Origin of the sequence: Neisseria sp. P0024.S006 (genome assembly GCF_051956595.1) — a bacterium.
In the GTDB taxonomy this organism is placed as follows: domain Bacteria; phylum Pseudomonadota; class Gammaproteobacteria; order Burkholderiales; family Neisseriaceae; genus Neisseria.
Map to the genome: position 1 here is coordinate 229,520 of NZ_JBQCXH010000001.1, position 23,641 is coordinate 253,160.

At 48.0% G+C, this 23,641-nt stretch carries 27 protein-coding genes; 11 read left to right on the top strand and 16 right to left on the bottom strand.

What is annotated here, in order from left to right; genetic code table 11:
• From ACTHUF_RS01130 to ACTHUF_RS01180, 11 genes are all read right to left on the bottom strand, one after another.
• Positions 1-373: hypothetical protein (locus tag ACTHUF_RS01130; protein ID WP_440406759.1), on the bottom strand; the 373-nt coding region annotated here is incomplete at its 3' end.
• A 72-nt stretch (positions 374-445) separates the two neighbouring features.
• Entirely contained in the window at positions 446-2,332 is a 1,887-nt protein-coding gene (locus ACTHUF_RS01135; protein ID WP_049343655.1) for a phage major capsid protein, read from the bottom strand.
• On the bottom strand, positions 2,316-3,866 hold the full coding sequence (locus ACTHUF_RS01140; RefSeq protein WP_107696874.1) for a phage portal protein: 1,551 nt from the start codon (positions 3,864-3,866) through the stop codon (positions 2,316-2,318). Before ACTHUF_RS01140 ends, ACTHUF_RS01135 begins: the two co-directional genes overlap by 17 nt.
• A 9-nt stretch (positions 3,867-3,875) precedes the next feature.
• Entirely contained in the window at positions 3,876-4,157 is a 282-nt protein-coding gene (locus tag ACTHUF_RS01145) for a hypothetical protein (protein ID WP_107696875.1), read from the bottom strand.
• Between the two features lies 1 nt (position 4,158).
• Complete coding sequence (locus tag ACTHUF_RS01150; RefSeq protein WP_107696876.1) at positions 4,159-4,362, bottom strand: hypothetical protein; 204 nt, start codon at positions 4,360-4,362, stop codon at positions 4,159-4,161.
• Between the two features lie 332 nt (positions 4,363-4,694).
• Positions 4,695-6,599 (bottom strand): phage terminase large subunit family protein, encoded by a 1,905-nt coding sequence (locus ACTHUF_RS01155; RefSeq protein WP_440406762.1) that lies wholly within the window; start codon positions 6,597-6,599, stop codon positions 4,695-4,697.
• 91 nt (positions 6,600-6,690) lie between these two features.
• Positions 6,691-7,182 carry a terminase small subunit gene (locus ACTHUF_RS01160; protein WP_049343666.1) on the bottom strand — a complete coding sequence of 164 codons (492 nt, stop codon included), beginning with the start codon at positions 7,180-7,182 and terminating at the stop codon, positions 6,691-6,693.
• A gap of 239 nt (positions 7,183-7,421) precedes the next feature.
• Positions 7,422-8,084: a hypothetical protein gene (locus ACTHUF_RS01165; protein WP_107696878.1), complete on the bottom strand. Its 663-nt coding sequence runs from the start codon at positions 8,082-8,084 to the stop codon at positions 7,422-7,424.
• 134 nt (positions 8,085-8,218) lie between these two features.
• Positions 8,219-8,614 carry a hypothetical protein gene (locus ACTHUF_RS01170; RefSeq protein ID WP_107696879.1) on the bottom strand — a complete coding sequence of 132 codons (396 nt, stop codon included), beginning with the start codon at positions 8,612-8,614 and terminating at the stop codon, positions 8,219-8,221.
• A 428-nt stretch (positions 8,615-9,042) separates the two neighbouring features.
• On the bottom strand, positions 9,043-11,904 hold the full coding sequence (locus ACTHUF_RS01175; RefSeq protein ID WP_107696880.1) for a DUF5906 domain-containing protein: 2,862 nt from the start codon (positions 11,902-11,904) through the stop codon (positions 9,043-9,045).
• Between the two features lie 170 nt (positions 11,905-12,074).
• Entirely contained in the window at positions 12,075-12,299 is a 225-nt protein-coding gene (locus ACTHUF_RS01180; RefSeq protein ID WP_070826981.1) for a transcriptional regulator, read from the bottom strand.
• Positions 12,300-12,411: 112 nt separating this feature from the next.
• On the opposite strand from ACTHUF_RS01180, the gene ACTHUF_RS01185 reads away from it, so the two are divergent.
• From ACTHUF_RS01185 to ACTHUF_RS01225, 9 genes are all read left to right on the top strand, one after another.
• Positions 12,412-13,125: a S24 family peptidase gene (locus ACTHUF_RS01185; protein ID WP_107696881.1), complete on the top strand. Its 714-nt coding sequence runs from the start codon at positions 12,412-12,414 to the stop codon at positions 13,123-13,125.
• Positions 13,126-13,322: 197 nt separating this feature from the next.
• Positions 13,323-13,562 carry a helix-turn-helix transcriptional regulator gene (locus ACTHUF_RS01190; protein WP_049343809.1) on the top strand — a complete coding sequence of 80 codons (240 nt, stop codon included), beginning with the start codon at positions 13,323-13,325 and terminating at the stop codon, positions 13,560-13,562.
• A complete protein-coding gene (locus tag ACTHUF_RS01195; RefSeq protein ID WP_049343811.1) occupies positions 13,559-13,765 on the top strand; it encodes a hypothetical protein in 207 nt (68 codons plus the stop codon). The genes ACTHUF_RS01190 and ACTHUF_RS01195 overlap by 4 nt, the downstream gene beginning before the upstream one ends.
• Position 13,766: 1 nt before the next feature.
• Entirely contained in the window at positions 13,767-14,024 is a 258-nt protein-coding gene (locus ACTHUF_RS01200; protein ID WP_107696882.1) for a hypothetical protein, read from the top strand.
• Entirely contained in the window at positions 14,025-14,309 is a 285-nt protein-coding gene (locus ACTHUF_RS01205) for a hypothetical protein (RefSeq protein WP_049343814.1), read from the top strand. It begins immediately after the preceding gene.
• A complete protein-coding gene (locus ACTHUF_RS01210) occupies positions 14,306-14,485 on the top strand; it encodes a hypothetical protein (RefSeq protein ID WP_107696883.1) in 180 nt (59 codons plus the stop codon). The genes ACTHUF_RS01205 and ACTHUF_RS01210 overlap by 4 nt, the downstream gene beginning before the upstream one ends.
• Before the next feature lie 35 nt (positions 14,486-14,520).
• A complete protein-coding gene (locus ACTHUF_RS01215) occupies positions 14,521-14,958 on the top strand; it encodes a methyltransferase domain-containing protein (protein WP_223168786.1) in 438 nt (145 codons plus the stop codon).
• Positions 14,959-14,997: 39 nt separating this feature from the next.
• A complete protein-coding gene (locus ACTHUF_RS01220; protein WP_159068723.1) occupies positions 14,998-15,141 on the top strand; it encodes a hypothetical protein in 144 nt (47 codons plus the stop codon).
• Positions 15,104-15,655: a hypothetical protein gene (locus tag ACTHUF_RS01225; protein ID WP_159068724.1), complete on the top strand. Its 552-nt coding sequence runs from the start codon at positions 15,104-15,106 to the stop codon at positions 15,653-15,655. The genes ACTHUF_RS01220 and ACTHUF_RS01225 overlap by 38 nt, the downstream gene beginning before the upstream one ends.
• Before the next feature lie 44 nt (positions 15,656-15,699).
• Here ACTHUF_RS01225 and ACTHUF_RS01230 read toward each other — a convergent pair whose 3' ends face one another.
• From ACTHUF_RS01230 to ACTHUF_RS01250, 5 genes are all read right to left on the bottom strand, one after another.
• The gene (locus tag ACTHUF_RS01230) at positions 15,700-17,025 is read right to left on the bottom strand and encodes a tyrosine-type recombinase/integrase (protein ID WP_107696885.1); all 1,326 of its coding nucleotides are present in this window, start codon (positions 17,023-17,025) and stop codon (positions 15,700-15,702) included.
• A 170-nt stretch (positions 17,026-17,195) separates the two neighbouring features.
• On the bottom strand, positions 17,196-17,975 hold the full coding sequence (locus tag ACTHUF_RS01235) for a ferredoxin--NADP reductase (protein WP_049322251.1): 780 nt from the start codon (positions 17,973-17,975) through the stop codon (positions 17,196-17,198).
• Positions 17,976-18,073: 98 nt separating this feature from the next.
• Complete coding sequence (locus tag ACTHUF_RS01240) at positions 18,074-18,529, bottom strand: META domain-containing protein (RefSeq protein ID WP_315094804.1); 456 nt, start codon at positions 18,527-18,529, stop codon at positions 18,074-18,076.
• Positions 18,530-18,561: 32 nt separating this feature from the next.
• Positions 18,562-19,431 (bottom strand): hypothetical protein, encoded by an 870-nt coding sequence (locus ACTHUF_RS01245; protein ID WP_315094803.1) that lies wholly within the window; start codon positions 19,429-19,431, stop codon positions 18,562-18,564.
• A 66-nt stretch (positions 19,432-19,497) separates the two neighbouring features.
• Positions 19,498-20,655, bottom strand: a complete 1,158-nt coding sequence (locus tag ACTHUF_RS01250) for a PLP-dependent aspartate aminotransferase family protein (RefSeq protein ID WP_315094801.1) — start codon at positions 20,653-20,655, stop codon at positions 19,498-19,500.
• 177 nt (positions 20,656-20,832) lie between these two features.
• On the opposite strand from ACTHUF_RS01250, the gene folE2 reads away from it, so the two are divergent.
• On the top strand, positions 20,833-21,606 hold the full coding sequence (folE2, locus tag ACTHUF_RS01255) for a GTP cyclohydrolase FolE2 (protein WP_003685690.1): 774 nt from the start codon (positions 20,833-20,835) through the stop codon (positions 21,604-21,606).
• A gap of 222 nt (positions 21,607-21,828) precedes the next feature.
• Complete coding sequence (gene dsbD / locus ACTHUF_RS01260) at positions 21,829-23,634, top strand: protein-disulfide reductase DsbD (RefSeq protein WP_315094936.1); 1,806 nt, start codon at positions 21,829-21,831, stop codon at positions 23,632-23,634.
• The last annotated feature ends 7 nt before the right edge of the window (positions 23,635-23,641 follow it).

Consider the following 23,641-nt stretch of genomic DNA (forward strand, 5'->3'; position numbering starts at 1 on the left):
CGCGTTGGCCGTCTGTTTCGCCTTCGCGTTGGCCGTCTGTTTCGCCTTCGCGTTGGCCGTCTGTTTCGCCTTCGCGTTGGCCGTCTGTTTCGCCTTCGCGTTGGCCGTCTGTTTCGCCTTCGCGTTGGCCGTCTGTTTCGCCTTCGCGTTGACCGTCTGTTTCACTCACTTTGGACGGTACTTTTTTACCACCAGATTTCTTGCCGGCCGCCGGTTTGGATTCACCACCGCCACCGTCTTCTACCAGATCAACCCAGCCGCTTTTAATCAGATGACCTACATCCGCTTCTTCAACGACTGCCACCTCCGACTCATTCAGCAGCATATCGCCCAAGAAAAAAGAACGGCGCGGGATAATTTGTACTTTTGCCATTTCAAACTCCAATGATTTAAACACAAATGCCTGTCTGAAACCTTACAGACAGGCATTTCTTGATTAAACTACTTAGGCGGTCACAATATCTTTCACTGCCGCAAAAGATTCGGCATTGCGTACAGCAATATCGACATCCTGCAGAACAGTAATCACCACCGCACCTTGCTTACCCTTGGTGTACGGATCAACAATCACATCCAAAACACCCCAATGGGCAATCATCAGGTCAGCCCAATTACCAAAAATCAGAGGGCTGCATTTACCCGCCGCAGAACCCTTAGTCAGGTTGCTCGGCACTTGATTGGATACTGCGCAGCGGTAGCCATTCAACGGAGTATCGCCGTCTTGCCAAATATAACCACTCACGCCTTCGGATTTCAGAGTAGTTTTCAGCGCACCGCGCACCTTGGTGTTGGTCAGGTATGCCAAGTTGCCCAAATCTGCGTTTGCGGCGGCAATGGATGTTTCCAACGCAACGATATGCTGCCAAGTCAACGCGCCACCGTTGGTACCGATGGCTACCGCGCCAATACCGGATGTATTCAGAATGCCTGTAGGTTGATTCGACGTGCCGCTACCGTTGATGGCTGCCAAATCGATACCCAACATCATGGCCTGGAGCAATTCATTACGTGCAAATTGTTCAGCCGACAAAGACGATTGCAGCATGAATTTGCGGCTTAATTCGGTATTGGCAGTAACGGTTTTAGGTTTCAAGCCAATTTGGCCAAATGTGGCATTGCTATCGCTGGCTTGGCCGTTTTCATCCACCCAAGTTACGCTATTACCGGTCAGCTGTTTCGGGATAGTAATATCACCAACCAAGCCATCCAATACGGTAGCGCCCAGTTGGGCGGTAGCAAGACGGTTGCGCAGCAGATCGATAAACAAGTCATCACGGAAATCAGTAGCAATAGTGTTGCCGCCGTTGGCTGCATTGCCTTTGCTGTATGCACGTGCCATCAGATCAGTAGGCACGAAGAAGCCGGTTGCGCTACGACCATGCTGTTTTTCCAACTCAGCAGATACTTCACGCTCCAAACCTGCTTTTTCCCACTTACCAGTGGCCGCGGCTTCCATTGCTCGCAGCAACGAAAATTCACGTTTTTCGGTAGCGTTCATACCGATGCTGTCCGATGTTACGGTAGTGGGCGTTTTCATGTTTTCCATGATGACCGCGCGCAAATTCGCTTCATTACCGCCGCTTGCAATCACTTTTTCGGCGGCCTCAATGCCACCATGCGCCGCATATGCACGGCCAATCGCCAGCAATTCACTTACACGGCTGCGTTCGGCTTGCATGCCGCGTTCAGCGGTATCGGTTGGTTCGGCAGGTACAACTGCCGGCTTATTTTGGGTTTTATCCATGTTACGGTTTCCTTTTTCAATAGGTTCAGGATTTTGGGTTTCCGGTTCCACCGGCAATTGTGTTACTTCAGGCGTGTTACTGCGTCCAACACCAACCGTAGTATCGGCAGGCACGGTTACAAAACTGATTTCGTATGGCTCCCAGCTGGTAACAATGTAGCGATAATCATCATAATCAGCTTCGGGATTATCTAATGCCATATCATTAACACGGTAGCCAACACTAATATGGCGCAGGATGCCGTCTTGCACGTCCTGCCACTTTTCCGCGGCACGGGCGCTATTACCAAATCGGATTAATGCACGGCCCTTTTTGTCGGAATCAATCCAAGCGCGTTCAATTACGCCGATATGCTTATCCCAAGCATGATTAAACAGCACCGCGCCGCCATCGTTTAAACGGCTCAAATCACACGCGCCGGGCGCGTGGCTTAATACTTCATCGCCGAACCAGCGTTTTACCGGCTCCTCACTCGAAAATGCCACTTCGACCGTACGATTTTCGGTATTCACCGTTTCACGCTCGAATACGGCAAATCGGCTCATGTTTTGCATATCTGCTTTATCTGGTTTATTGTGTTTCGTCATTTGGTGTTTCCTCTACCGCCGCAGCGGAATTGCTTACAGTTGAGATAATGCCTTTTTCGGCCATCAGCACGTTTTCCTGCTCGATTTGAGCCAGCACATCATCAAAATCCAAGCCCATTTCGGCACAAATATCGCGCCGTGATTTAACCGCCAGCGATACAGCTGCTTCGTGAGTTTTAATATCCTTCAACGGGTCAACCCACGACCAGCGGCGACCTTGCCATTGGTAGTTTTTAAACTTATCCAGCTTGGCAGGCGGCAATGCTTTACCGCTAGGCAACTTAATCGCCCCCATAAGCAACGCCGATTCAATCCAACGGTCGAAAACGTCATACAAAAAGCTTTCGGCAAACCAGTTCTGCAACGACATCCACGCGTCACGTTCCTCAAGGGTACCGCTACGGATGCTGGAAAAGTTAACACCCTCCAAATCGTTTGCCAGCGAGTGATACGAAACCCCTAATCCGCTCGCCAAACCGCGTAAACTTGCTTTAACGAAAGCATCATAATTCGCATGGGGATAATCTGGATTAAAAGGAGTGAAATCGTACCCCTGGGGCAACTCATGGAACGTCCCAGGTTCAACCGTATCGATTAAATCAACACCGCCATGCCCGTTATTCACTTCTTGCCCATCGATTGGCGGCATAAAGCTGTCAGATTCTTCGGTTTGCTTGAAAAAACCCATCTTTGACGCACCGATACGCGCCGCAATAATCGCCGCTTCCTGGTAACCGCCCAAGTTTTGCAGCCCGACAATCGCTGAAGCAACCCACGGGAAGCCGCGTCGCTGTTCCGGGCGGTCGTGCAGGTAAATATGACTGATCTCATCTGCCGGCACCCGCTCACGCAGATTTGGGCTGGATGAAATCTGACCGCGCTCGCCGGGATGGCTGGTGCGCAACCAATAAGCCACCGGGCGACTGTATTCATTAAGCTCCACACCCATGCGTACCGCGTTAAGATTGTCCGTCCGATCACGGCTGAAACCTGTATCCAAACGGTCAATATCGAGAACCTGCAAGGCATAACCGTAGTCGTTCCCAAATCCCCAGATATGACGCACTAACGCTTCACCGTCACGCGCTACCGAACGCACCAAAAGGCGTTGCAAATCAGCAAATGACAACAATCCAGTGACATCACACACACCGCGCCGTACCCAGCGGGAAAACGCCGTTTCAATTACACGATTTGCGATACCGTCGGGACTGTTGCTGTTGTCCATCGGCACCCGCATCTGTAATGCAAAACCTTCGCGCCCAATAATGTTGCTTTCGACCATTTGCAAGAATTTCCGCATATAGTCGTTATCTCGCGCCAAGCTACGGGCGCGCGCCCGCAACCGGTCTAAATCAGATTGCGCCAAAGCATCAGCCGACCAGTTTTGCGGCTGCCACGATTGCAACGCACCCAAACGGCCTGCACCGGCAAAATTGCGGCGATTACCCTGCTGGGGCTGCTCCGGCCGTTTGCGCCCGAACATACGCGCAAAAAAACCGCGCTTTTGCACGGTTGGGTTGTTTGTTGGCATGGTGTATTCCTAAAATCGGCAGATAATACGGCCACTACGCCTAGCCGAAAAACCTAATGCAGCTTCAAATTTCCGAACTTCGTTTTCCCAATAGCGGATTTGCTTCAGCAAATCTGCCAAATCGACAAACTCCATTTCACGGTCTTTAATTTTGTAGCGCTTGGTTAAGCCACGGCCGGTAGCATGTTCCTTATAGGCGTTTTTAAGCACCTGCAAGATTTCACGGGCATCATCCAATTCGGCGATGTACTGCTGTTCACGCTGATCGGCAGTGATTTGCTGGATAGTCATTTCAGACGGCCTTATCCGTTAAATAAAATAAAGTGATACCGTTTTCTTCGCTCGATCTGACCAACCCTTCTTTAATCAGGTTGTCTATATCGTTGCGCGTATTAATCCAATCTGCCCAGCTTCGATCTTCTCTCACTGCTTTATTAACACTGGTAGAAGTGCAGCCGGGATGGGCGCGGATGTAGTCTAAAATTTCGGTTTTCATAGTTTTAAGCGGTTATAAACCACCCTAACCTGTAAGCATAACTTACAGGCCGGGCGGCGGTTGAGAGTAACAGTAGCAGTTGCCTTTGCTAACGACGCGCCACCGCCGGGCTGTTTACAGACTGTACCGGCTACATCTCTCCGGCCTCGGTCCTTCACCGTCGTGCAGTGCCACCGCCGACGTGTCAATGATTTAAAAGCCGTCTTTCCGGCTGTCATATCCTAACTGTCTAACGAGGCGAATAAATCCCCGGCAGCAATATTCCGACACAGAAACATAGGCTGCTTATCCCTGTGAAGTTGCCTGACATTCTACGCAATCAGGATACGATTTTAAAAATTAGTTGCAAAATTGCTGCCACGCTTGCGACGGTTCACGGCCGAATAACCGCTGCTGTTTTTGTGGCCGGTTTCAGATCCAACAACCTGATCAGCTTCAGCTTTCGGTTCTGAAAACAGTTCGGATTGCAACAAGGCCGATTCATACAACGCCCACCGCGCGGCAGACATGGTATGCGTACCCAGCGAACGGGCGGCATGAAGTGCGTACACTTCGCAGTCTAACGCTTCGTTTCGCACTCCTACTTTTTTCTGCCACACTTTTTTGTGCTTATTCATCCGGCTCGGCACTTTGATTTCAGACAACAACTGGCTGCAGTAATCGGCGCGGACGCCTGAATAAAAGTGCATACGGCCGGCGCCGCTACCTTCTAAATTAATTCGGGCATGCTCATCAATCAGCAGGTCTTTAGCACGGCTCACCCCAACGCTATACACCTGTACGCCGAATTTGTCGGCCTTGGTGTTTTTGTGTTTCAGATCAATCGCACGGGCGCGGCTGAAAATCTCTTTATCCGGGTTCGAACTACCCTTCACAGCCATTACATTGATATTCTTATAACCGCGGCAGGCGCGTACGAAACCATAAACCGCATCAGACGTATTGCCGTCTGAACTATCAATAGACACCGCGGCAATCTTCATACCGGCACCACTTTCATGCCGGTAGACTGTCTGAAAAATCATTTCCGCCAGCTTGCGCCAAACGTCTGATTTAGGGTCAACGGTATTGCCGTGTATCTCACCCCACCAAACCAACCAGCTTTCCTCACCGCGCCCCCAGGCGCGAATAATAATAGCCAATCGGTCGTGCTGTACGTCAACACCCATTGTCAACAACAGGCCACCACGTGGTACGGTATTTTCCGGGTAGTCTTCGGCACGCTCAGCCAGCTCATCCTCTTTAACACCGTCGTTCGTCATTTCAAACGGAATTCCAATTGATGAATTGACAAATGCAATCATTGGAGCGACATCGCCGTTATCCATCTCATACTGAGCGGTGAGCCATTTTTTCATTAATTCGGAAAAGACACTGCCGGGAAACGGACTGTAAAGCTCGTTCAGATAAAAACCAGCGGTGCCATGAAATGGGGCGGTAGCTTGCCACCAGCCGCGCTTCACGTTGCGGTTTTTCTGCATATCGTTCCACACACTGCCACAATGCGGGCAGGTGTAGTGTGCAGTTTCAGGCAATTTCTTGCCGAAAACGGGATGGTTGCCGTTCGGATCTTCATCACAGCTTAAGTAGTCAAAACTCAAAGCGTGCGCTTCGCCACATTCATGGCATGGCACCATACCAACGCGTTTATCGGATAGCTCCATTTCAGCCGCTATGGTTGATACGCCTGCAATAGTTGGTGTGCCGCCTAAAATAATTTTCGGACGGCGGTAGGTTTTTGTTCGCTCCTTTGCCAACTTGATACTGTCGCCCTGCCCCCGTAGGTTTAGGTTACAGTCGTCAGGTTCTTCCACACACACAATCGGCACCGGCGACGATTTCACGCTGGCAGGGCTGTTTGAACCCACCAGCTTAAGGAAACCGCCAGGGAATTTCTTAAATAGCTGCCTTTGCCCTTGCACGCGGGCACGGGTATCGACTTTTTCACGCAGGGCAGGTGTAGCCTCTACCATCGGCGTGAACTTCTCGTCCATGTACTCCTTGGCCGCACCCTCTTTCGGGAATAGCACCAGTATTGGGCTAGGGTCGGTGTCGATTGTCTTGCCCAAGAAGTTACCCAATACACCGGAAGTCCATGCGACTTGCGCGGATTTTTGGCAGCAAATCACTTGTACATTTGGATCATCAAGAGCGTCAAGCGGGCTGTTTTCCCACTCAAGATATGGCGTAACGCCCAAAACGTATTTACCGGGTCGGGCTGCTTCAATACTCGACAAGTAGCGGTACTTATTCGCCCAGTCACGTGTTTTTACCTTACGCGGCGGACGCCATTTCTGGCATGCCTGCCGCAACACGCGCAACACGGTATCAGCCATCTGCACTTGCATCGTTGCTGTCGCTGTCTGCATCGTCATCGGCTCCGTAGTTCGCCAGCTTATCAAGCGCTCGGTAAATATGGGCGGCAATGGCATCTGGGTCGATTTCAACGCCAGCCGTCGCGCTCAATTCGGTGGCCAAAATATCAGGCATCGTTAAAAATTCGGTACGGGCAGCAAGTATATGATCCGACCAAGCGCGCTCAAACAACGCGGCCGGAGCAAGTTCGCCCGTTCTCTCTTTAATATCAAGCTCAATCGCATCAGCCTTAAGCCTGTCCAGTCTATCGCGCGGCTTCTCTTTGTTCAGTCGCTCAATTTCACGCTGAACCATCCAGCGGATAACTTCACTGCTTTCGTATTCGTTTGCCTGTCCTCGATTGTCGGCATAGCTGGCAACGGGTAAACCCTCTTTCTGCCAATCCGTCAACGACCGTTCGGACACGCCTAAAATCTCGGACAACTGCCTTTTATTAACCAGCATATCCAAGTCCTAAAAATGCACTTCAGACGGCTTGCCACCAGACCCAATATCAACACATTCAAAAATGACAGGCCGTCTGAAACACACTAAAAAAAACTGGGTGGACAAAGGCCACCCATAAAACTCACATCACACACAAAAATCATCGGAACAAAACCAAGTAAGGAAGCTAACACCCCCTGTCGCTTCACAAAAAACGCGGCGCGAATCACTCGCGTGTTCAGCGACGGCGGAAGTACCTAACGGGCGGTTGCCACAGCATTTGCCAACTCTCTATCGAAGTGTTGACGATACTTGGACTGAACTGTACGTTCTGCCGTTTCAAAGTATTTAAATCGCTTACCATAGCTGGCACCACTCACATAAATCAGCAAGGGCTTAACCTTGCCACGCTTACTACGCTGATAAAGCCCAGGCTCAAGCTTGCCATGCTGACGATGTAGCGCAAAGTGCGTACCCGCCACCACGCCGGCAACCAAGCGCCTGAACGTGCCAAGCGTTATGTTACCGTACTGATCCAGCTTGACCGCAGCCGGAACAATCTTCATTCCGGCAGGCATTAACCCACGGCCAATCAATAACGATTCCACCGCTTTCTGCCGACGGCTTCCGCCTTCGATTTGCGCCGCAAGATATTTAGCAGCACTGCGCCCACGGCCACCGTCTTTAAAATCGACAACAGCGGTTAAATCAGCCTTACGCGCATACTTTCGGACGAAAACCGAATTCACGGTATAAGCTTTCGGTGCAGCAAAGACCGACTTCATTTCCGTTTGTTCGGCGGTCTTAACGTCTTTTGCCACGGCGTTTAAAGCTCGACTACACGCAAACGGCAATTGTTTTTTCTGCACATTATCAAACCAGCGCACGGTTTCGCGGGCATCCGCTTTAATCTTTATCATATCCACCCCAAAGAAACGGCCGTCTGAATGGCGGTTCAGACGGCCTATACGGGTAATGACAATAAAAAAACTGTGGTCTCGTTACGCACGTAAACCACAGTTTGTCATAATTAAACATCAAATGTTACAACCCGTCAAGACAATTTTCTCAATAAAAATGCAATTTCAGGATTAGCCTCAAGTTTCTTGATTGTCCGGTGCAGTGTCACACGGTAGTTTTGATGACTGACAACCGCCCCACACTGCTGCGATACATTAGCCGCTTTTTCCAACTGATTACCAACCGTTAAAAACTCAACCCGCACCACCGCCGCGGGCACCGGCGACAACCTAGAAACATACCGATCAACAGTCATCGCAACCGCATCGCCATCAATACCATATGGGATTTGCGAAAAAGCGTTTGAACTACCGGGCAACGACACCCCAGAAGCCATCAACGCATTTAATTTACTCGAACACCTACCTGAAGAATCAAACCGGCCTAAACACCAATCTGCCCAATATTCCAACAGTCCATTAATTGTCATTCAATCCTGTATCAATCTCGCCATACAGTTACCCTGTAGCCCCATCAATTAACGCAGAGCTTTGTTTTATATGAATGAAATTATATCAAACCAAGAAACAACAACCAACAAAAATTAGATTGTCCACATTTTTCAAAATTTTTATCTGGTTTGTCCATACTTGTCCAAGGTGTTGTCCATAGTAAAAGCCTTATATTTATTGGTTTGTCCAGTTTGTCCATACTTTTTAAGTAAGTCCGTATGTGGAAGTAAAAAATAAAAATAAAAAACCATGTATACACAAAAAAGCGCGTAATGAAAAAATCATTACGCGCGTATAAGGTTTTGACCTATGGACAATCTGGACAAACTGGACAAACCACGGTTTATAAGGCTTTCAGAAGACCCCATAATATGGACAAACCATCAAAAATATGGACAAACCAAAATTACAACGACAACTTTTCTAAAATGCGGCTAAATTCCGCCACCTGATTGCCGTAATAATCCATCTTACTGACAGCATCCTCCGAATCACGGGCAGTATTATCTGTGTTGGGCTGTGGGAAGAGCTGCTGCATTTCCGGGCGCAACCAATTATGTGGCACCACAAAGATACGCAACCGCTTCTTGTCATATCCATTCATTCTAACCCAAGTTCTCACATCTTGTAAGCGCTTGGCCATATTTGAATAAAAATTCTTCTGGGTCATACTAAAAGTCTTAGTATCGTAGCACCATTTCTTGTAAACCTTCCACAAATCCGCCGCTGCACAAGTAATAAAAGGCACATCAATATCACCATTATACCAATCATCCAAAAACGCCTCCCAGCCCGGCTTATTCAGATTAATCATTCGGCGTTTAATTGGTGTCATCAACGGCTTAGAATGCGGATTAAACGGTACACGCTCCCCCTGATCATTGGTGTACATCAACGGCAAAGCACATAAAAACGCAGCAAATTCCTCAATACCGCCATTTTTCAATTCTGCATCCAAATTAGCATACATATCATCCGTGAATTTCCGACTACAACCTGATACCATAAAACGACGGTCATTTGATTCAATCGGTATCGAACGCTCATCATTCGAAAAAATGATATACGAATTATAATCCGAATGTTTTTCAGCATCGCGCCCTTTGCGCTCCACCATAATCACATCACTCGTAATCATATTTTTAAGCTTACCGATGATATTCATCCGCTCATCAGACGGACTAATCTCTTCAAAAATTGTAACCAACGCAAACAACAAAACCGCATTAAAGCGAGATTCCAGCGCATTTTGGTCAAGTTGGCGCAAATAATCACCAAACAAACCCTTAACAACACGCTCACCGAACGTCGATTTACCCACCCCCTGAGTTTCAGAGATGAAAACCAAAGCTGTTGCAGGCTTACGTTCAGGCCAGCGGAAGCGGCAAGCCAACCAATTCAAAACCCACTCAACAGATGCATCAGCCTTATTACCATTGCCGGCACATAAATTTTCAATCAAGCCAATGATATGCTTACACCCGGGGAAACGCGCCTTCAAATCATCAATCGACACATCCTTGGCCGTCTCAACCTCCGGAAAAACCGCAGGCACAGGTAAACCACGAAACATATTGATATAATTGACTAAATTATCATCATTAAACGATACTCCACACGGCAAATCAGGCTCAAAAACATAATTTGAGATCGGGCATACCATTCGTGCCGGAGATTTCGACCAATCATCAAACTGCTCCGGCCACGCCGCCTTTACCGCCGCCAATGACACAACCGAATCCAACTTAATATCAAAAGCATCAGTTGTCCCATCCAAATAAATATAGCGGTTAATCATATCCGCAAACATATCATCAATCTTGGCCAACGCCTCCAACTTCAACCGCTTACCGATGATTTCAGCCTCAAATTCCTCAACCTTTTGCCGTTTAGCCTTATAAGACCAACCAAGCACCGCCCCTTTGCCGAAAATCTTGCCCAACTGACGAAAACTAAAAATCTCCCCTGTTTTCAAAGAGATAACACGCTCCTTCAAACCGACTTGAGCAAAATTATCCATCAATTCCTGCATGACCAAACCTTCACGGCTACCCACAGACGAATGTTCAACATCCGCCCCCGCGCCGCCCCCTTGATCTTGTGGGTGCGGTGCATCGCACCCACTCATATTATCAGAAGGGCGCGGGAAGATTGCCGGGTCGGAATCATCCACAAAAGGATACGTCCGCAAAGCGGACATCACCGCCCGAACACTGGTAAGCGGCTCAGTATCCACCAACACATCAGCAATATCGTAACCACTTGGCCAAACGCCAGGACGTGGAATATCCGCGATTTCGACCGAACAGCCCAAATCAACCAATACCGCCGCAATACCCAACATCGCGGCCATACCCGGCTGTTCCAAATAATCCAAATACGGCATATCCCATTCGCTCAAACCCTCCTCAACATCTTTTTTGGTACGTTTTCGGCGCTGACTATCACAATCCGGCCAACACACCACCCTACGGCCGGCAAGCGGCTGCCAGTTGGATTTTTTCCAACCATTTGCACCACCGTGCCAAGACACCGCAACATAATCAGCCAAATCATGGCAATTTGCCGCCGCGTCCCGACATTTCTCCCCCTCGACCAACAAAACAGGCGCATTCGGGCGGCGTGCCAAATCATCCAAACCATACAACGGCAAAGGCTCAAGCACACGACGATTACGCCATTCCTGCTCGCCCTTGCCATTCTGGCACCATGCAAACGGCAGGTCTTCCTTATGCCCGTCAGTACCGATAAAACGCTGGATAACCATCAACGGACGGCCCTGCTCGTCACGATAAACTGCCTGCCGGTCAACCCTCTTATCCCTAGCGCGGAATTTAAACGACGACGAACCACGCAAAAAGCCCAATTTCGCCTCATTCACCGGCACAATCGGCGTCCACGTTTCCCGCGCCCGACCAGATTTACCATAGTTCGGAGTACCATCCCAAAGAACACGCTCCACCGGCTCAAAGCCACCTATATTCAAACGTTCGGCCACAGCACGAAGCGCATCGCCCTGATTGCCATGCGTAAACAAATAAGCATAAAGGCTGATCAGATCCCCGCCGGCATCATCAGTCGCATAATCAGCCCATGCGCCCGAATGCGTATTCACCGCAAATGAACCCAAATGACGGTCCGCGCGTGTCGGATTCAGCGCAAAAAACTCATGCCCCTTATACTTGCCGCCGGGCAACCATTCCGCAAGCAAATTATCCACCGCATTCAAAGCAGCATCAGCAACAGATTTAAAGTCTAATTTATTCATTTCAGACGGCCTTATACAAAATTTAGGCGTAAAAAAAGCCTGCCCCCCCCTCTAATGGAAAAGGCAGGTGGAAAAACATCCCGACATGGCGTATCGGAATCAGGGGTATTTCAAGACACAGTCACCAAAGCGACAGAATACGAACGGCGGCGATCACTATTCCATTCATTTCACACCTCAACTAATTCAGGCCAAATTTCAGCAAAATCATCAGGGCGTAAATCGCGCCGCGTAACAACACCACCAGTAGCGCTCTCAATACGGACGCACCAAATCACAGGTGGCGTTCGTTGGCCATTTGCCCAACGCAAAACATCAGGAGCATGGGCTTTAATCTTTCTTGCAAAAGCGGCCGCAGAAATACTTTCTGAATGGAAATATTCATTAAGCTTCATAAAATTCCTTTCCTAATGGCGCTATATTAGCAAATTGCTAATTACTAGGCAATAGCATTTTGCGTATTTTAAATTTATAGCATTTTGCTATGATTTAAAAAAAGGAATTATCATGAAAACCATTGAAGAGACATATCGCGAAAAGCTACGCATCCTGATTGCCGAATACGGATCACAAGCCACACTTGCACGACAAATCGAGAAAAATCCCGCACAAATCAGCCAATGGATAAATGGCACCCCAAGTACGACGGGCAAACCTCGCTCATTAAAATCTGAAACTGCTCGGGAAATCGAAAGAAAAACAGGCAAACCGATTGGCTGGTTTGATCAGCCTGAAGATAAAGATAGTCAAACGATAGGTAGCTTCTCATCTCGAAACAATGACAGCACAACATTGAATTTATACGACGTAGCCGCATCTTGCGGCCACGGACACATTAACCCCGAATTCCCCGACCTCCTCCGGTCAATAGAATTACCCAATAGCGCCCTACAAGAACTGCTTGGCACATCCAATCTGAAAAACGTCAGCTTATGCCCGCCAGACGGCGACAGCATGGAACCGACCATTCCGCGCCGATCCATTACCCTGATAAAAACCGACACCGCCGAATTTACCAACAGCGGCATATATCTAATCACCTTCCAAGGCTATACCTACATCAAAAGGCTCGCACGCGGAAAAGGTGGCGTATTGCACGTCACATCCGACAACCCCGCCTACTCAAAATCCAATTTTGATATATTGCCGGACGAATACGACCAATTAACCGTACATGGCAAATTCTGGAAAGTCCTCCCCCTCGACTTTTTGGACCTGTAATCCGGACATAATCGCAAAAGGCCGTCTGAATATTCAGACGGCCTTTATTTTATCCAACGATAGCAAATTGATATTCCAATAAAAAATAAATAGCCTTTTAAAACAATAAAATACAAAAAAATAACATTTTGCTATTTTATTTACAATAGCAATTTGCTAATATTCACACATCGAAGCAAGAAACAAAGGAAACCACCATGACTTCAGAAAAATATACCGACCGCGCACTACGCGCCAAACAAGTCGCCGAAAAGCTAGGGGTCAGCATTCCCTTTGTCTGGGCGAAATGCAACCCCGACAACACCCGCTATGACGCCACTTTCCCCAAACCCTTCAAAATCGCCTGCAACGTAACAGTATGGCTTGAATCCAACATAGACGCATGGTTGGCCGCTCAAGCCGCAAAAACCAACAACCCAAAAGGAGCCGCCGCATGACTACCCAAGTTCAAGAAACCTACCTATTGCGAATTGACGTAAACGCTAACACCACAACCAACTATCTGACCTACTACAGCTGCCAAATCCGCAACGAATCCGGCGAAAACCTCGTCAGAACCGGCGGACACCGCGAACCACAGCAAGCAGTCAAAACCGCATTAAAAGAATTAGTACAAACCATCCATTTAGGGAGCATGTGAAATGCAAAATAATTTAGAGATTAAAACAGGCCGAGTCTATTCAGCCAAACGCCCAAAAATCATCCGCTTCCCCTTTGAAGGAGATTTTTATAACGATCGACAAGTTATTTATTTTGACGGCATCACCGTTCAATACGATAGCTTAGAAGTCAAACCCGGACAAAATTATCCCAAAGTCCCATTAGAAAAATTTCAAAAATGGGCAAATGAAGATATTACCGAAATTATGCCAAAAGGCTCATGGAGAAAGGCTGATTAAATGAAACGTAAAATCTACCGCACAAAATATGGCCGGCTCATGCTGAAAATTCAAACACAGCATCGTAATAACTACCAATCGATATTCGTGCTTAATATCCCGAATTCACATTTCGAAGCAAGTGGGACAGTTAAATCAATCAACTCCACATGGCAATTCAAATTTCCAAATCGCTCAAAGCAAGACCGAATTTTTAAAGCATTAACGCAAGACCGCGCCGAAATGGTTGCAGAATCATTAATGGACGCAATCCCCGATATTTTTAAGAAAGGCCGTCTGAAATGAAAATCCGCTACACACTAATCATCGCCATCCTAGCCGCCGCACTCGGTTATGGTTGCGCCCCGGCCATTGCCCACCACGAAAATACAGCCGCCCAAGAGTGCAATCCCGATTATGGCTGTATTGATTTTGACGCTCATCCCGAATTAATCGGCGGCGGATTGGTTTACGAACCATGAAACATAAAATACTAGACCCTTGCAGCGGTAGTCGCATGATGTGGTTTGACAAAAACGACCAACGCACTCTATTTGGAGACCTCCGCTATGAAGAACACACTTTAAAAGATCGAAACTACTCCCGGCATCTGGAAATTCACCCTGATATAAAACTGGATTTCAGAGACCTACCATTCCCCGATAACAGCTTCAAGATAATAGTTTTTGATCCACCCCATCTCATCCGCGCCGGGGAAAAATCATGGCTGGCCCTTAAATACGGCAAGCTTACCCAAAGCTGGCAAGATGACCTTAAACAAGGATTTGCTGAATGCTTCAGAGTATTGGAAATCGGCGGAATACTGATCTTCAAATGGAATGAAAACCAAATATCAAACAAAGCGGTTTTAGAATTAACACCATACAAACCACTGTTCGGTCACACAACAAACAGAAAAGGTCAAACACTCTGGTTTACTTTTATGAAAGACTAGCAATGCAAAAAGAAGATTGGGTACAGGAAACGATCGATTATGCCCACCATCATTAAATTAGCCCTGATCATCATCCAAATCATCATCGAACGCATTATCCGCCATCGGTTCAGCTATTGGGCCGATGGCACACCAAGGACGCAGCATGAAAAAAAGAAAACGGTACCAACCCAAAACCTTTGACGGCATACCCCCACACATGATAGCCATCATGAAAACCAGCCGTCGCGGTCTGACCATCAACGAAATCGACAAAGCCACTAGCCCGCTGCTGAAGTACATCGACCGCCTGAAAGCAGGAACAGCCAACGAGACCGACTTATGGGCTGCCTGCTGTACCAATTACCTCATGGTTGAATTAGTCCTCATCCTACAAAGTACCAAAATCCAAGCCGATGACACCGTACAAGAAATCGCCCGCATCAAACTAAGCATCGCCCGCGATTATTTTGTAAACCACGTCAGCGACACACTAGAAGCCCAACAAATCCGAAAAAACAACATCGGCCGCTTCGTAGCCACCGGCGACGAAATCAAAATACTAGAATCCGCCACCGAACAAGCAATCGAAATATTAAGCCTGGCCGACTACGGCCACTTAATCCAAGCCCACGCTCAAACCGCGCCGCTACTGAACAAACTAACCAACGATATAAACCACAGAAATCAAAAACAGCAACAAAAACCAAACCAGTGACAACACAAAGGCCGTCTGAAATTCAGACGGCCTGTTTCATAATCTCAATCCTGATAAAACATCTTCCAATTACCGAAGAAATCCGTTATCCCTTCCCCATGTAGCCGCGCCACAGCCTGATCATAATACCGGCGCAAATAATCACTATACCATTGCGCCAGTTCACGCCGCTCATTAAATCTGAATTCCTGAGCTGTCAGATAATGCGGTAAAGAAGAAAACCCCGCTCGCTTTAACGCCGATTTACTCACATGCCCAAGCGCCAAATCCATCGTCAGAATATCCTTGCCGTTCACCAGGCAAATATTCGTCATCAAGTGCCGAAAGCCGTGCATGGTAGCATTCGATTTACCGGCAGTCTGCCCATCATAACCACACCGCTTAATCGCCTGATGCCCAAGCTTCACGCCAACAGTACCCGATACACTATCATTCCTCATGGCCGGAAAAACAAATTCATGCCGCCCCGTTGCCTTACGCAGCTCAGACAGCAATGCCACCGACCAATCAGACAGCGGAATCAAAAAATCATTCCGCATCTTCATATCTTCACCCGGCATAAGCCAGACTTTACGATCCAAATCCACATTTTCCCACCGGCTGGCCACTATCGATCCACTCCGTGGTGCAATAAGCGCGGTAAGCAATACCAAATACTTGGCCAAAGCCGTAATTCTTTCATCTTTCAGGAGCGAATAAAAAAACAACGGCAACTCGCTCTCAGCCAAATGCGCTTCCGGTTTTGATTGATAAGGCGTAAGCAACCCTTTGGCCGTTTCGACAGGATTACGCCTATCACTGATAATTATGCCCTTACGAACAGCATAATCCCACACCGCTTCAGCAATCTGCATCACACGCGTTGCACGCGCCGGTATATTCTTGGCATTCATCCATTCAACAAACTCAGACATATCCAGCGCCGTAATGGCATTAATATCCGTATTCTTTCGGAAAAATTCATTGATATGCGCAAGGCTCGCCTTGTCGCCATCCAACGTATTTTTAGCCAGCTTACCCACCCGCGATTCATACCATGCCGCGCCCAAATCGACCATACTTTGCCCACCGGCCGCCGCCCGCGCCGCCTGTTTTGCAGATCGCTTCAACGCACTCGGGTCTATCCCCTCATAAAGCTGCCGCTTTGCCTCAAAAGCCGCATCACGCGCCGCCTTAAGGGTCACGACCGGATAAACACCGATAGACAACACCTTTTCACGACCACCGTACCGATATTTCAGCCGCCAGTATTTCCCACCGGCAGGATGCACAAACAAAAACAGCCCGCCGCCATCGTAAAGCTTATAAGCCTTATCCCCCGGCTTTGCCGTGTCAATTTTCCGCTGCGTCAAACGGTTGGATTCCGCCATTTTTCCTAACCTTCACAAAATATACCCCAGAAAATCCCCCCTGATTAATGTTGCTTTGAGTGGTTTTCCGTATATCGCCGTATATTACAGGCAAAATAAAAACCCGCTTAATATACTGTTTATAAGCAGGTTTGTACACTTCTATATACGGCTGTATATTGCGAATGAATTTAGAAACCATTTTCCATCATGATTTCGCCGGGGATGCGGTTGCGGTGCATGGCATAGCCCAAATCCATCAGGGCTTGGAAAGTGTCTTTGACCATTGCCGGATTGCCGCAAACCATAAAGCGCGTATCAGCTTTGGTGAACTTAAAGCCGATTTTTGCTTCCAAACCGCCATTCTTCAGCAATTCGGGAATCCGTTTGCCGCTCAATGCGCCTTCCGTTTCTTCACGCGTGGTAACCGGAACAAAAGTGAATTTATGGAAATATTCTTCAATCAGCGGATGCTCTTTCAAATCGGCAAGACGCTGGTTGAAAATCAATTCGTCGGCGTAAGAGACGGAATGCGCCAAAACCAAACGGTCGAAACGCTGCCAAATTTCAGGCTGCTCGATAATGGAGAGGAAAGGCGCAATACCGGAACCCGTGCAGAGCATAACCAAGTCCTTGCCGTCGGGGAAACGCTCGGGCAAGAGGAAACCGGTAGCCGTTTTATCCAGCAAAATGGTGTCACCCTCTTTCATTGCAGCAAAACGTGCCGACATCGGACCGCCTTCGATTAACACCGCGAAATACTCAAGCGTGTCGGCGTATTCGGCAGATACGACAGAATACGCGCGCCAAATAAAGCCCTCGCCGTCGCGAAACCCGAGCCGCGAAAACTGCCCTGCTGAAAAACGGTAGGACTCGGGACGGCTGATGGCAAAAGTCATCAACTTAGGCGTATGGTGTTTAATCCACAAGACTTTTTCTTCGGTAAATTTGGCTTCTGGAGAAGCTGCCATAATAGGTTTCCTTGATATTCGGTATCAGTTTCAAATAGGGCTTATTATAAAGATTCAAAAGGCCGTCTGAAATATTTATTTTCAGACGGCCTTTAAGATCATTCACGGCGCAAACGGATACTGATGCCTTTTTGTTCCAAAATCAAATCGTTACCGTCAAAACGATAGTTCCATACGCTTTGTTTGCGCAAAAACGCATCTTCCAGCTTCATGTCTTCACACAGCATCATGCTTACCGCAATATGGCCAAAATCAATTTTGTCCGAACCAATCGTATTGGCTTGGAACATCATACCGTTGCAACCCATCTTGCCATACGCCTTAGGCATCTCGCTCAAATCCAGATAGGCATCAGTACCGGCCAAATCTTTTTCAGTAAATTTATTGAAAGCAACAACACGCCATTTGGCGGCTAAAGTAGGCATTTTCATTTGATGTGATTCAGACGATTTGGCAGAAGAAGCTTGTGGTTGATGAGGTAAAGGCTTATCGGCAGGGGTAGAACAAGCAGCCAATGCAAATACACCAATCATTGCTGAAATAAGGGTTTTCATGATTCATCCTTTTTCAAAATCTGTTTTATCATTTAACTGTAAACCAAACGGACAACGGCTTTTTTACTGTCTGCATCAAAAAATAGATATAACTCATCGCAACCATATTCCTGAAATTTATATCCGCTCAAATAGCCGACATAAGAAAAAACTTTTCCATCATCTCGTTTGGGTGTATCCACTAAATTACCGTACTCTTCTTGGAACATTTCATCAATATGGTTAAAACCTTCTTCCAACATACCCTCTGATAATCCGCCAGCATCCTCAATCAAATCTCTGTCCGCCCCGTCATCCTGACATTGTGAATCTGCAGCTTCCTTCAATGCAACCAATTCTTCAAAAGTATATTTACTGTCCAGCTCAATGGGTACATATCCCTGAAGGAATTTTCCATATTTCAGATACAAATTTTTGATGGCATTAAAACAAAGATGATTGATTCTATATACGTTTTCTAATTCTTCCTGCGTATCCTGCCGATAAATATGCGGCGTTTTATACCAAGCTGCCTGATCAAAACTCATACCCTGTTTTTCCGCAATCTTTTGCGCTTGTTCCATTATTCTGGTTTTGATTTCAGACGGTATTTCCTTGTTTTCCAAAATAAAAAAACGCCAATCGCCATTAAATCGATATTTACCGTTATCATCGACATCAAAACAAATACTGTCCTCAAAATTATAGCGGTCATGAAATGCCGATGTATGTTCACCTACGCAACCCGAATGAATTTCCGCAGGCTGGACGAAATGTATCCAGAACTCTTCACTGTCAGGACGTATAAATTGAAGATTAAGCGAACAAATGGGTAAAAAATGTTGCGCATGACGCTCTATCTCTTCAGAAAAAACTTCTTCCGGAGAAGGGAATGGACGAATAAATTTTTCAGGGATATTCATCTTAATCACCATAATTTAAAGGCCGTCTGAAAAACTATCCACCTTCAGACGGCCTTTAAGCCTTATTTACAAAGTCGTATCCAATGCTTTGGAAATATCGTTCCAAATATCGTCCACATCTTCGATACCGACAGAGAAACGCATCAGGCCGACTTTGATGCCCATTTCCATTTTCACATCATGCGGCACGCCGCTGTGGGATTGGGAATAGCAATGGTTGACCAAACTTTCCACGCCGCCGAGGCTGGAAGCCATTTTGACCAGTTTCATGTTTTTAATCACGCTGTTTGCCGCTTCACGCGTGTCGTTTTTGAGATAAACCGTAACCACGCCGCCAATGCCTTTGGGCATTTGTGTTTTGGCGAGTTCATAATGTTCGTGCGACGGCAGGCCGGGATAGAACACTTTTTCAATGGCAGGATGAGCTTCCAAACGGCGCGCGATTTCGAGTGCGTTTTGGCAATGGGCGTTCATGCGCAGAGCCAGCGTTTTAATACCGCGCAACACCAGCCAGCAGTCCATCGGCCCTGCAATCGCGCCGGTATGCACCATCATGTCGTGCAAAGGCTGCGCCAGCTCTTTGGTTTTGGCCACAACAATGCCCATCAATACGTCGGAATGGCCGCACAAATATTTGGTAGCGGAATGGAACACAAAATCGCAACCCATATCCAAGGGTTGTTGCAGATACGGCGTGGCGAATGTGTTGTCGATGCCGACCAGCGCACCGGCCGCTTTGGCTTTCGCAGCAAGGGCTTTGACGTCTACCAAACGCAAAAGCGGGTTGGACGGCGTTTCCAGCCATACCAGTTTGACATTGTGCGCTTTGAGCAATTCGTCCAAATTGTCAGGATTGCCCAAATCGGCAAAAACAACGTTCACCCCCCATTTTTGATAAACATCGACCAATAAATCATAAGCGCCGCCGTAAATATCGGCGACGGCAACAATAGTATCGCCAGGTTGCAGGAAAGTGCGCCACACGGCATCAATCCCCGCCATACCGCTGGAAAACGCAAAACCGGCTGCACCGTGCTCCAAATCGGCAACGGTATCTTCCAAGACCTGGCGGGTCGGGTTGCTCAGGCGCGAATAGCGGTAAGGAACCTGCTCGCCGATTTCGTGCAGCGCAAACATACTGTTTTGATAAATCGGCGGCATCAGCGCGCGGTTGTGTTCGTCGCAATCGTAGCTGGAATGGATGGCTTTCGTGGCGAATTTCATTTGGTCTCTGCCTATGTAGATGTGAATAATCGAAGATTTTATCACTATCTGAAAAATAGAAACAATCAATGCAGGCGGATAAAGCAAGTGATATAATCTCGCATTTGCAAATCGGCCGACACGAGCCGATTCCCCTACACGCATCTCAACAATCCTATCATGAAGGACATACAACGCATGAACGCCATTGCAGACGTGCAATCCAGCCGCGATTTACGCAACCTGCCGATTAATCAGGTCGGCATCAAAGACCTGCGTTTTCCGATTTCTCTCAAAAGCAAAGAAGGCGAACAATCCACCGTCGCCCGCCTGACCATGACGGTTTTCCTGCCTGCCGACCAAAAAGGCACGCATATGTCACGCTTTGTCGCCCTGATGGAAAAACAAACCGATGCTTTGGATTTCGATACACTGCACAAGCTGACTGCCGACATGGTTGCCCTGCTGGATTCGCATTCCGGCAAAATCAGCGTTTCCTTCCCGTTTTTCCGCAAGAAAAGCGCGCCGGTCTCCGGCATCCAATCGCTGCTCGACTATGATGTTACCCTGACCGGCGAAATTAAAAACGGTACATACAGCCACAGCCTGAAAGTGATGGTTCCGGTTACTTCATTGTGTCCGTGTTCCAAAGAAATTTCCCAATACGGCGCGCACAACCAACGTTCGCATGTAACGGTCAGCCTGATTGCGAATGCGGATGTAGGCATTGAAGAAATCATCGATTACGTTGAAGCACAGGCAAGCTGCCAGCTCTACGGCTTGCTCAAACGCCCTGACGAAAAGTATGTAACGGAAAAAGCATACGAAAATCCGAAGTTTGTCGAAGACATGGTTCGTGATGTGGCCACGGTGTTAATAGCCGACAAACGCATCGAATCATTCGTCGTCGAAAGCGAAAACTTCGAATCGATACACAACCATTCCGCTTACGCTTATATCGCTTATCCTTAAAGTTAAGCCAAGCTGAATAGCAACAAAGGCCGTCTGAACATTTCAGACGGCCTTTGGCATAAATTGAACGATAACATGAGACTATCGCTCATGTACGGTTAACTGCAATCCGATATAATTCAAAAGAATTAGACAACTCGCGTAATCTTTAACTTAAATTAAGCCGATTGTTTTCCCCATCATTTATAATGACGGTTTCTCAACGGCATATCCGTGGATATTATGAAAAAATTCCTTTATTTCCTCATTGCATTTTTAGGCTTGAGCAGCTTCGCATTCGCAGTAGATGCCAATGATTTGCTGCCACCCGAACAAGCCTTTGTGCCTCAAGTCAATGTAACTGATCAAGGCGTCAGCGTGCAGTTCAAAATCGCTGACGGCTACTATATGTACCAGTCCAAAATCGTTGCGGCGACCGATCCGGACAAAGTCTTGGGTGAACCCAAATTCAGCAAAGGCGAAGAAAAAGAAGACGAATTCTTCGGCAAACAAACGGTTTACCACCATACCGCACAGGTTGACCTGCCTTACAAACAAGCCGCGCCGCAATACAAACTGACGCTGACTTATCAAGGCTGCGCCGAAGCCGGTGTGTGTTATCCGCCTGTGGATACCGAGTTTGACGTAAAAGGCAACGGGGTTTACCAGCCGCAAAGCGATGAGCCGGTTTCTGCCAAAGACCGCTTTTTGCAACCGTCCGCCTCTTCAGACGGCCCAATGCCTGCCCAGCCCGGTGCAAACAATCCCGACAGCAGCCGCTTCAAGCTCTCTTGGGATACTTTAAACGCCAACCTGTTGGCGTTTTTTGTCGCAGGTTTGGGCTTAAGCTTTACCGCCTGTATGTATCCGCTCCTGCCGATTGTTTCCAGTATTGTCGTGGGCGATAAAAAAGCCGGCAAAGGCCGAGCGTTTACCTTGTCTATGGTTTATGTACAAGGTTTGGCATTGACCTACACCTTGGTCGGCGTGATTGCCGGTTTGACCGGTGCGCTGTTGACCGTATGGCTGCAACAGCCTTGGGTCGTACTGGCCGCCGCAGGACTGATGGTGGTATTGGCACTGTCGATGTTCGGCTTCTTCAATATCCAGCTGCCCAACTCTGTCCAATCCTATTTCCAAAATCAAAGCAGCAAACTCTCCGGCGGTAAAATCGTTTCCGTCTTTATCATGGGTATTTTGTCCGCGCTGATTGTCGGCCCGTGCGTTGCGCCTCCGCTGGCGTTTGCTTTGGGCTATATCGGCCAAACCGGCGATGCCGTGTTGGGCGGCCTCGCGCTTTATGTCTTAGCACTCGGCACCGGCGTACCGCTCATCATCATCGGCACATTCGGCGGTCATATCCTGCCTAAAGCAGGCGACTGGATGAACGGCATCAAATACGCATTCGGCTTCATCTTGCTGGCCGTTGCCGTATACCTTGCCACACCGCATCTGCCTTATTTCGCAGTAGTCGGCCTCTACACCTTGCTGATGATTGTTCCCGCCCTGATGCTTTTGGCAAAATCCGGCAAACAAAAAGGCCGTCTGAAAACAGTTGCCGCCGTATTGGGCTTTTTACTACTGATTGGCGGCTCATGGTTTGGCTGGCAAAGCTTCAATAAACAAATCACCGCCCTGCACCACTTCTTAACGCTGGTTCCGCCATCCGAAGCCGGCCAAGAAACCGACCACGGCAAGATGTTTACCGATGTCGGCGAACTCAAAGCCGCTATGGATGCCGCCTTGAAAGCCGACCCAAGCAAGCCCGTGCTGATTGATTTCTACGCCGACTGGTGCGTATCCTGCAAAGAAATGGCCGCCTATACGCTCAACCAGCCGCAGGTACACGAAGCAGTCGATATGCAACGCTTCTTCCAAATCGACGTAACCGCCAACACTCCAGACCATCAGGCCTTACTGAAAGAATACGGCCTCTTCGGCCCTCCGGGCGTGTTTGTTGTCCGCGCCGACGGCAGTCATAGCGAACCCTTATTAGGCTTTGTCAAACCCGATGCCTTCATCGAATGGTATCGCCAAAACGAGAAATAGCCGTCTA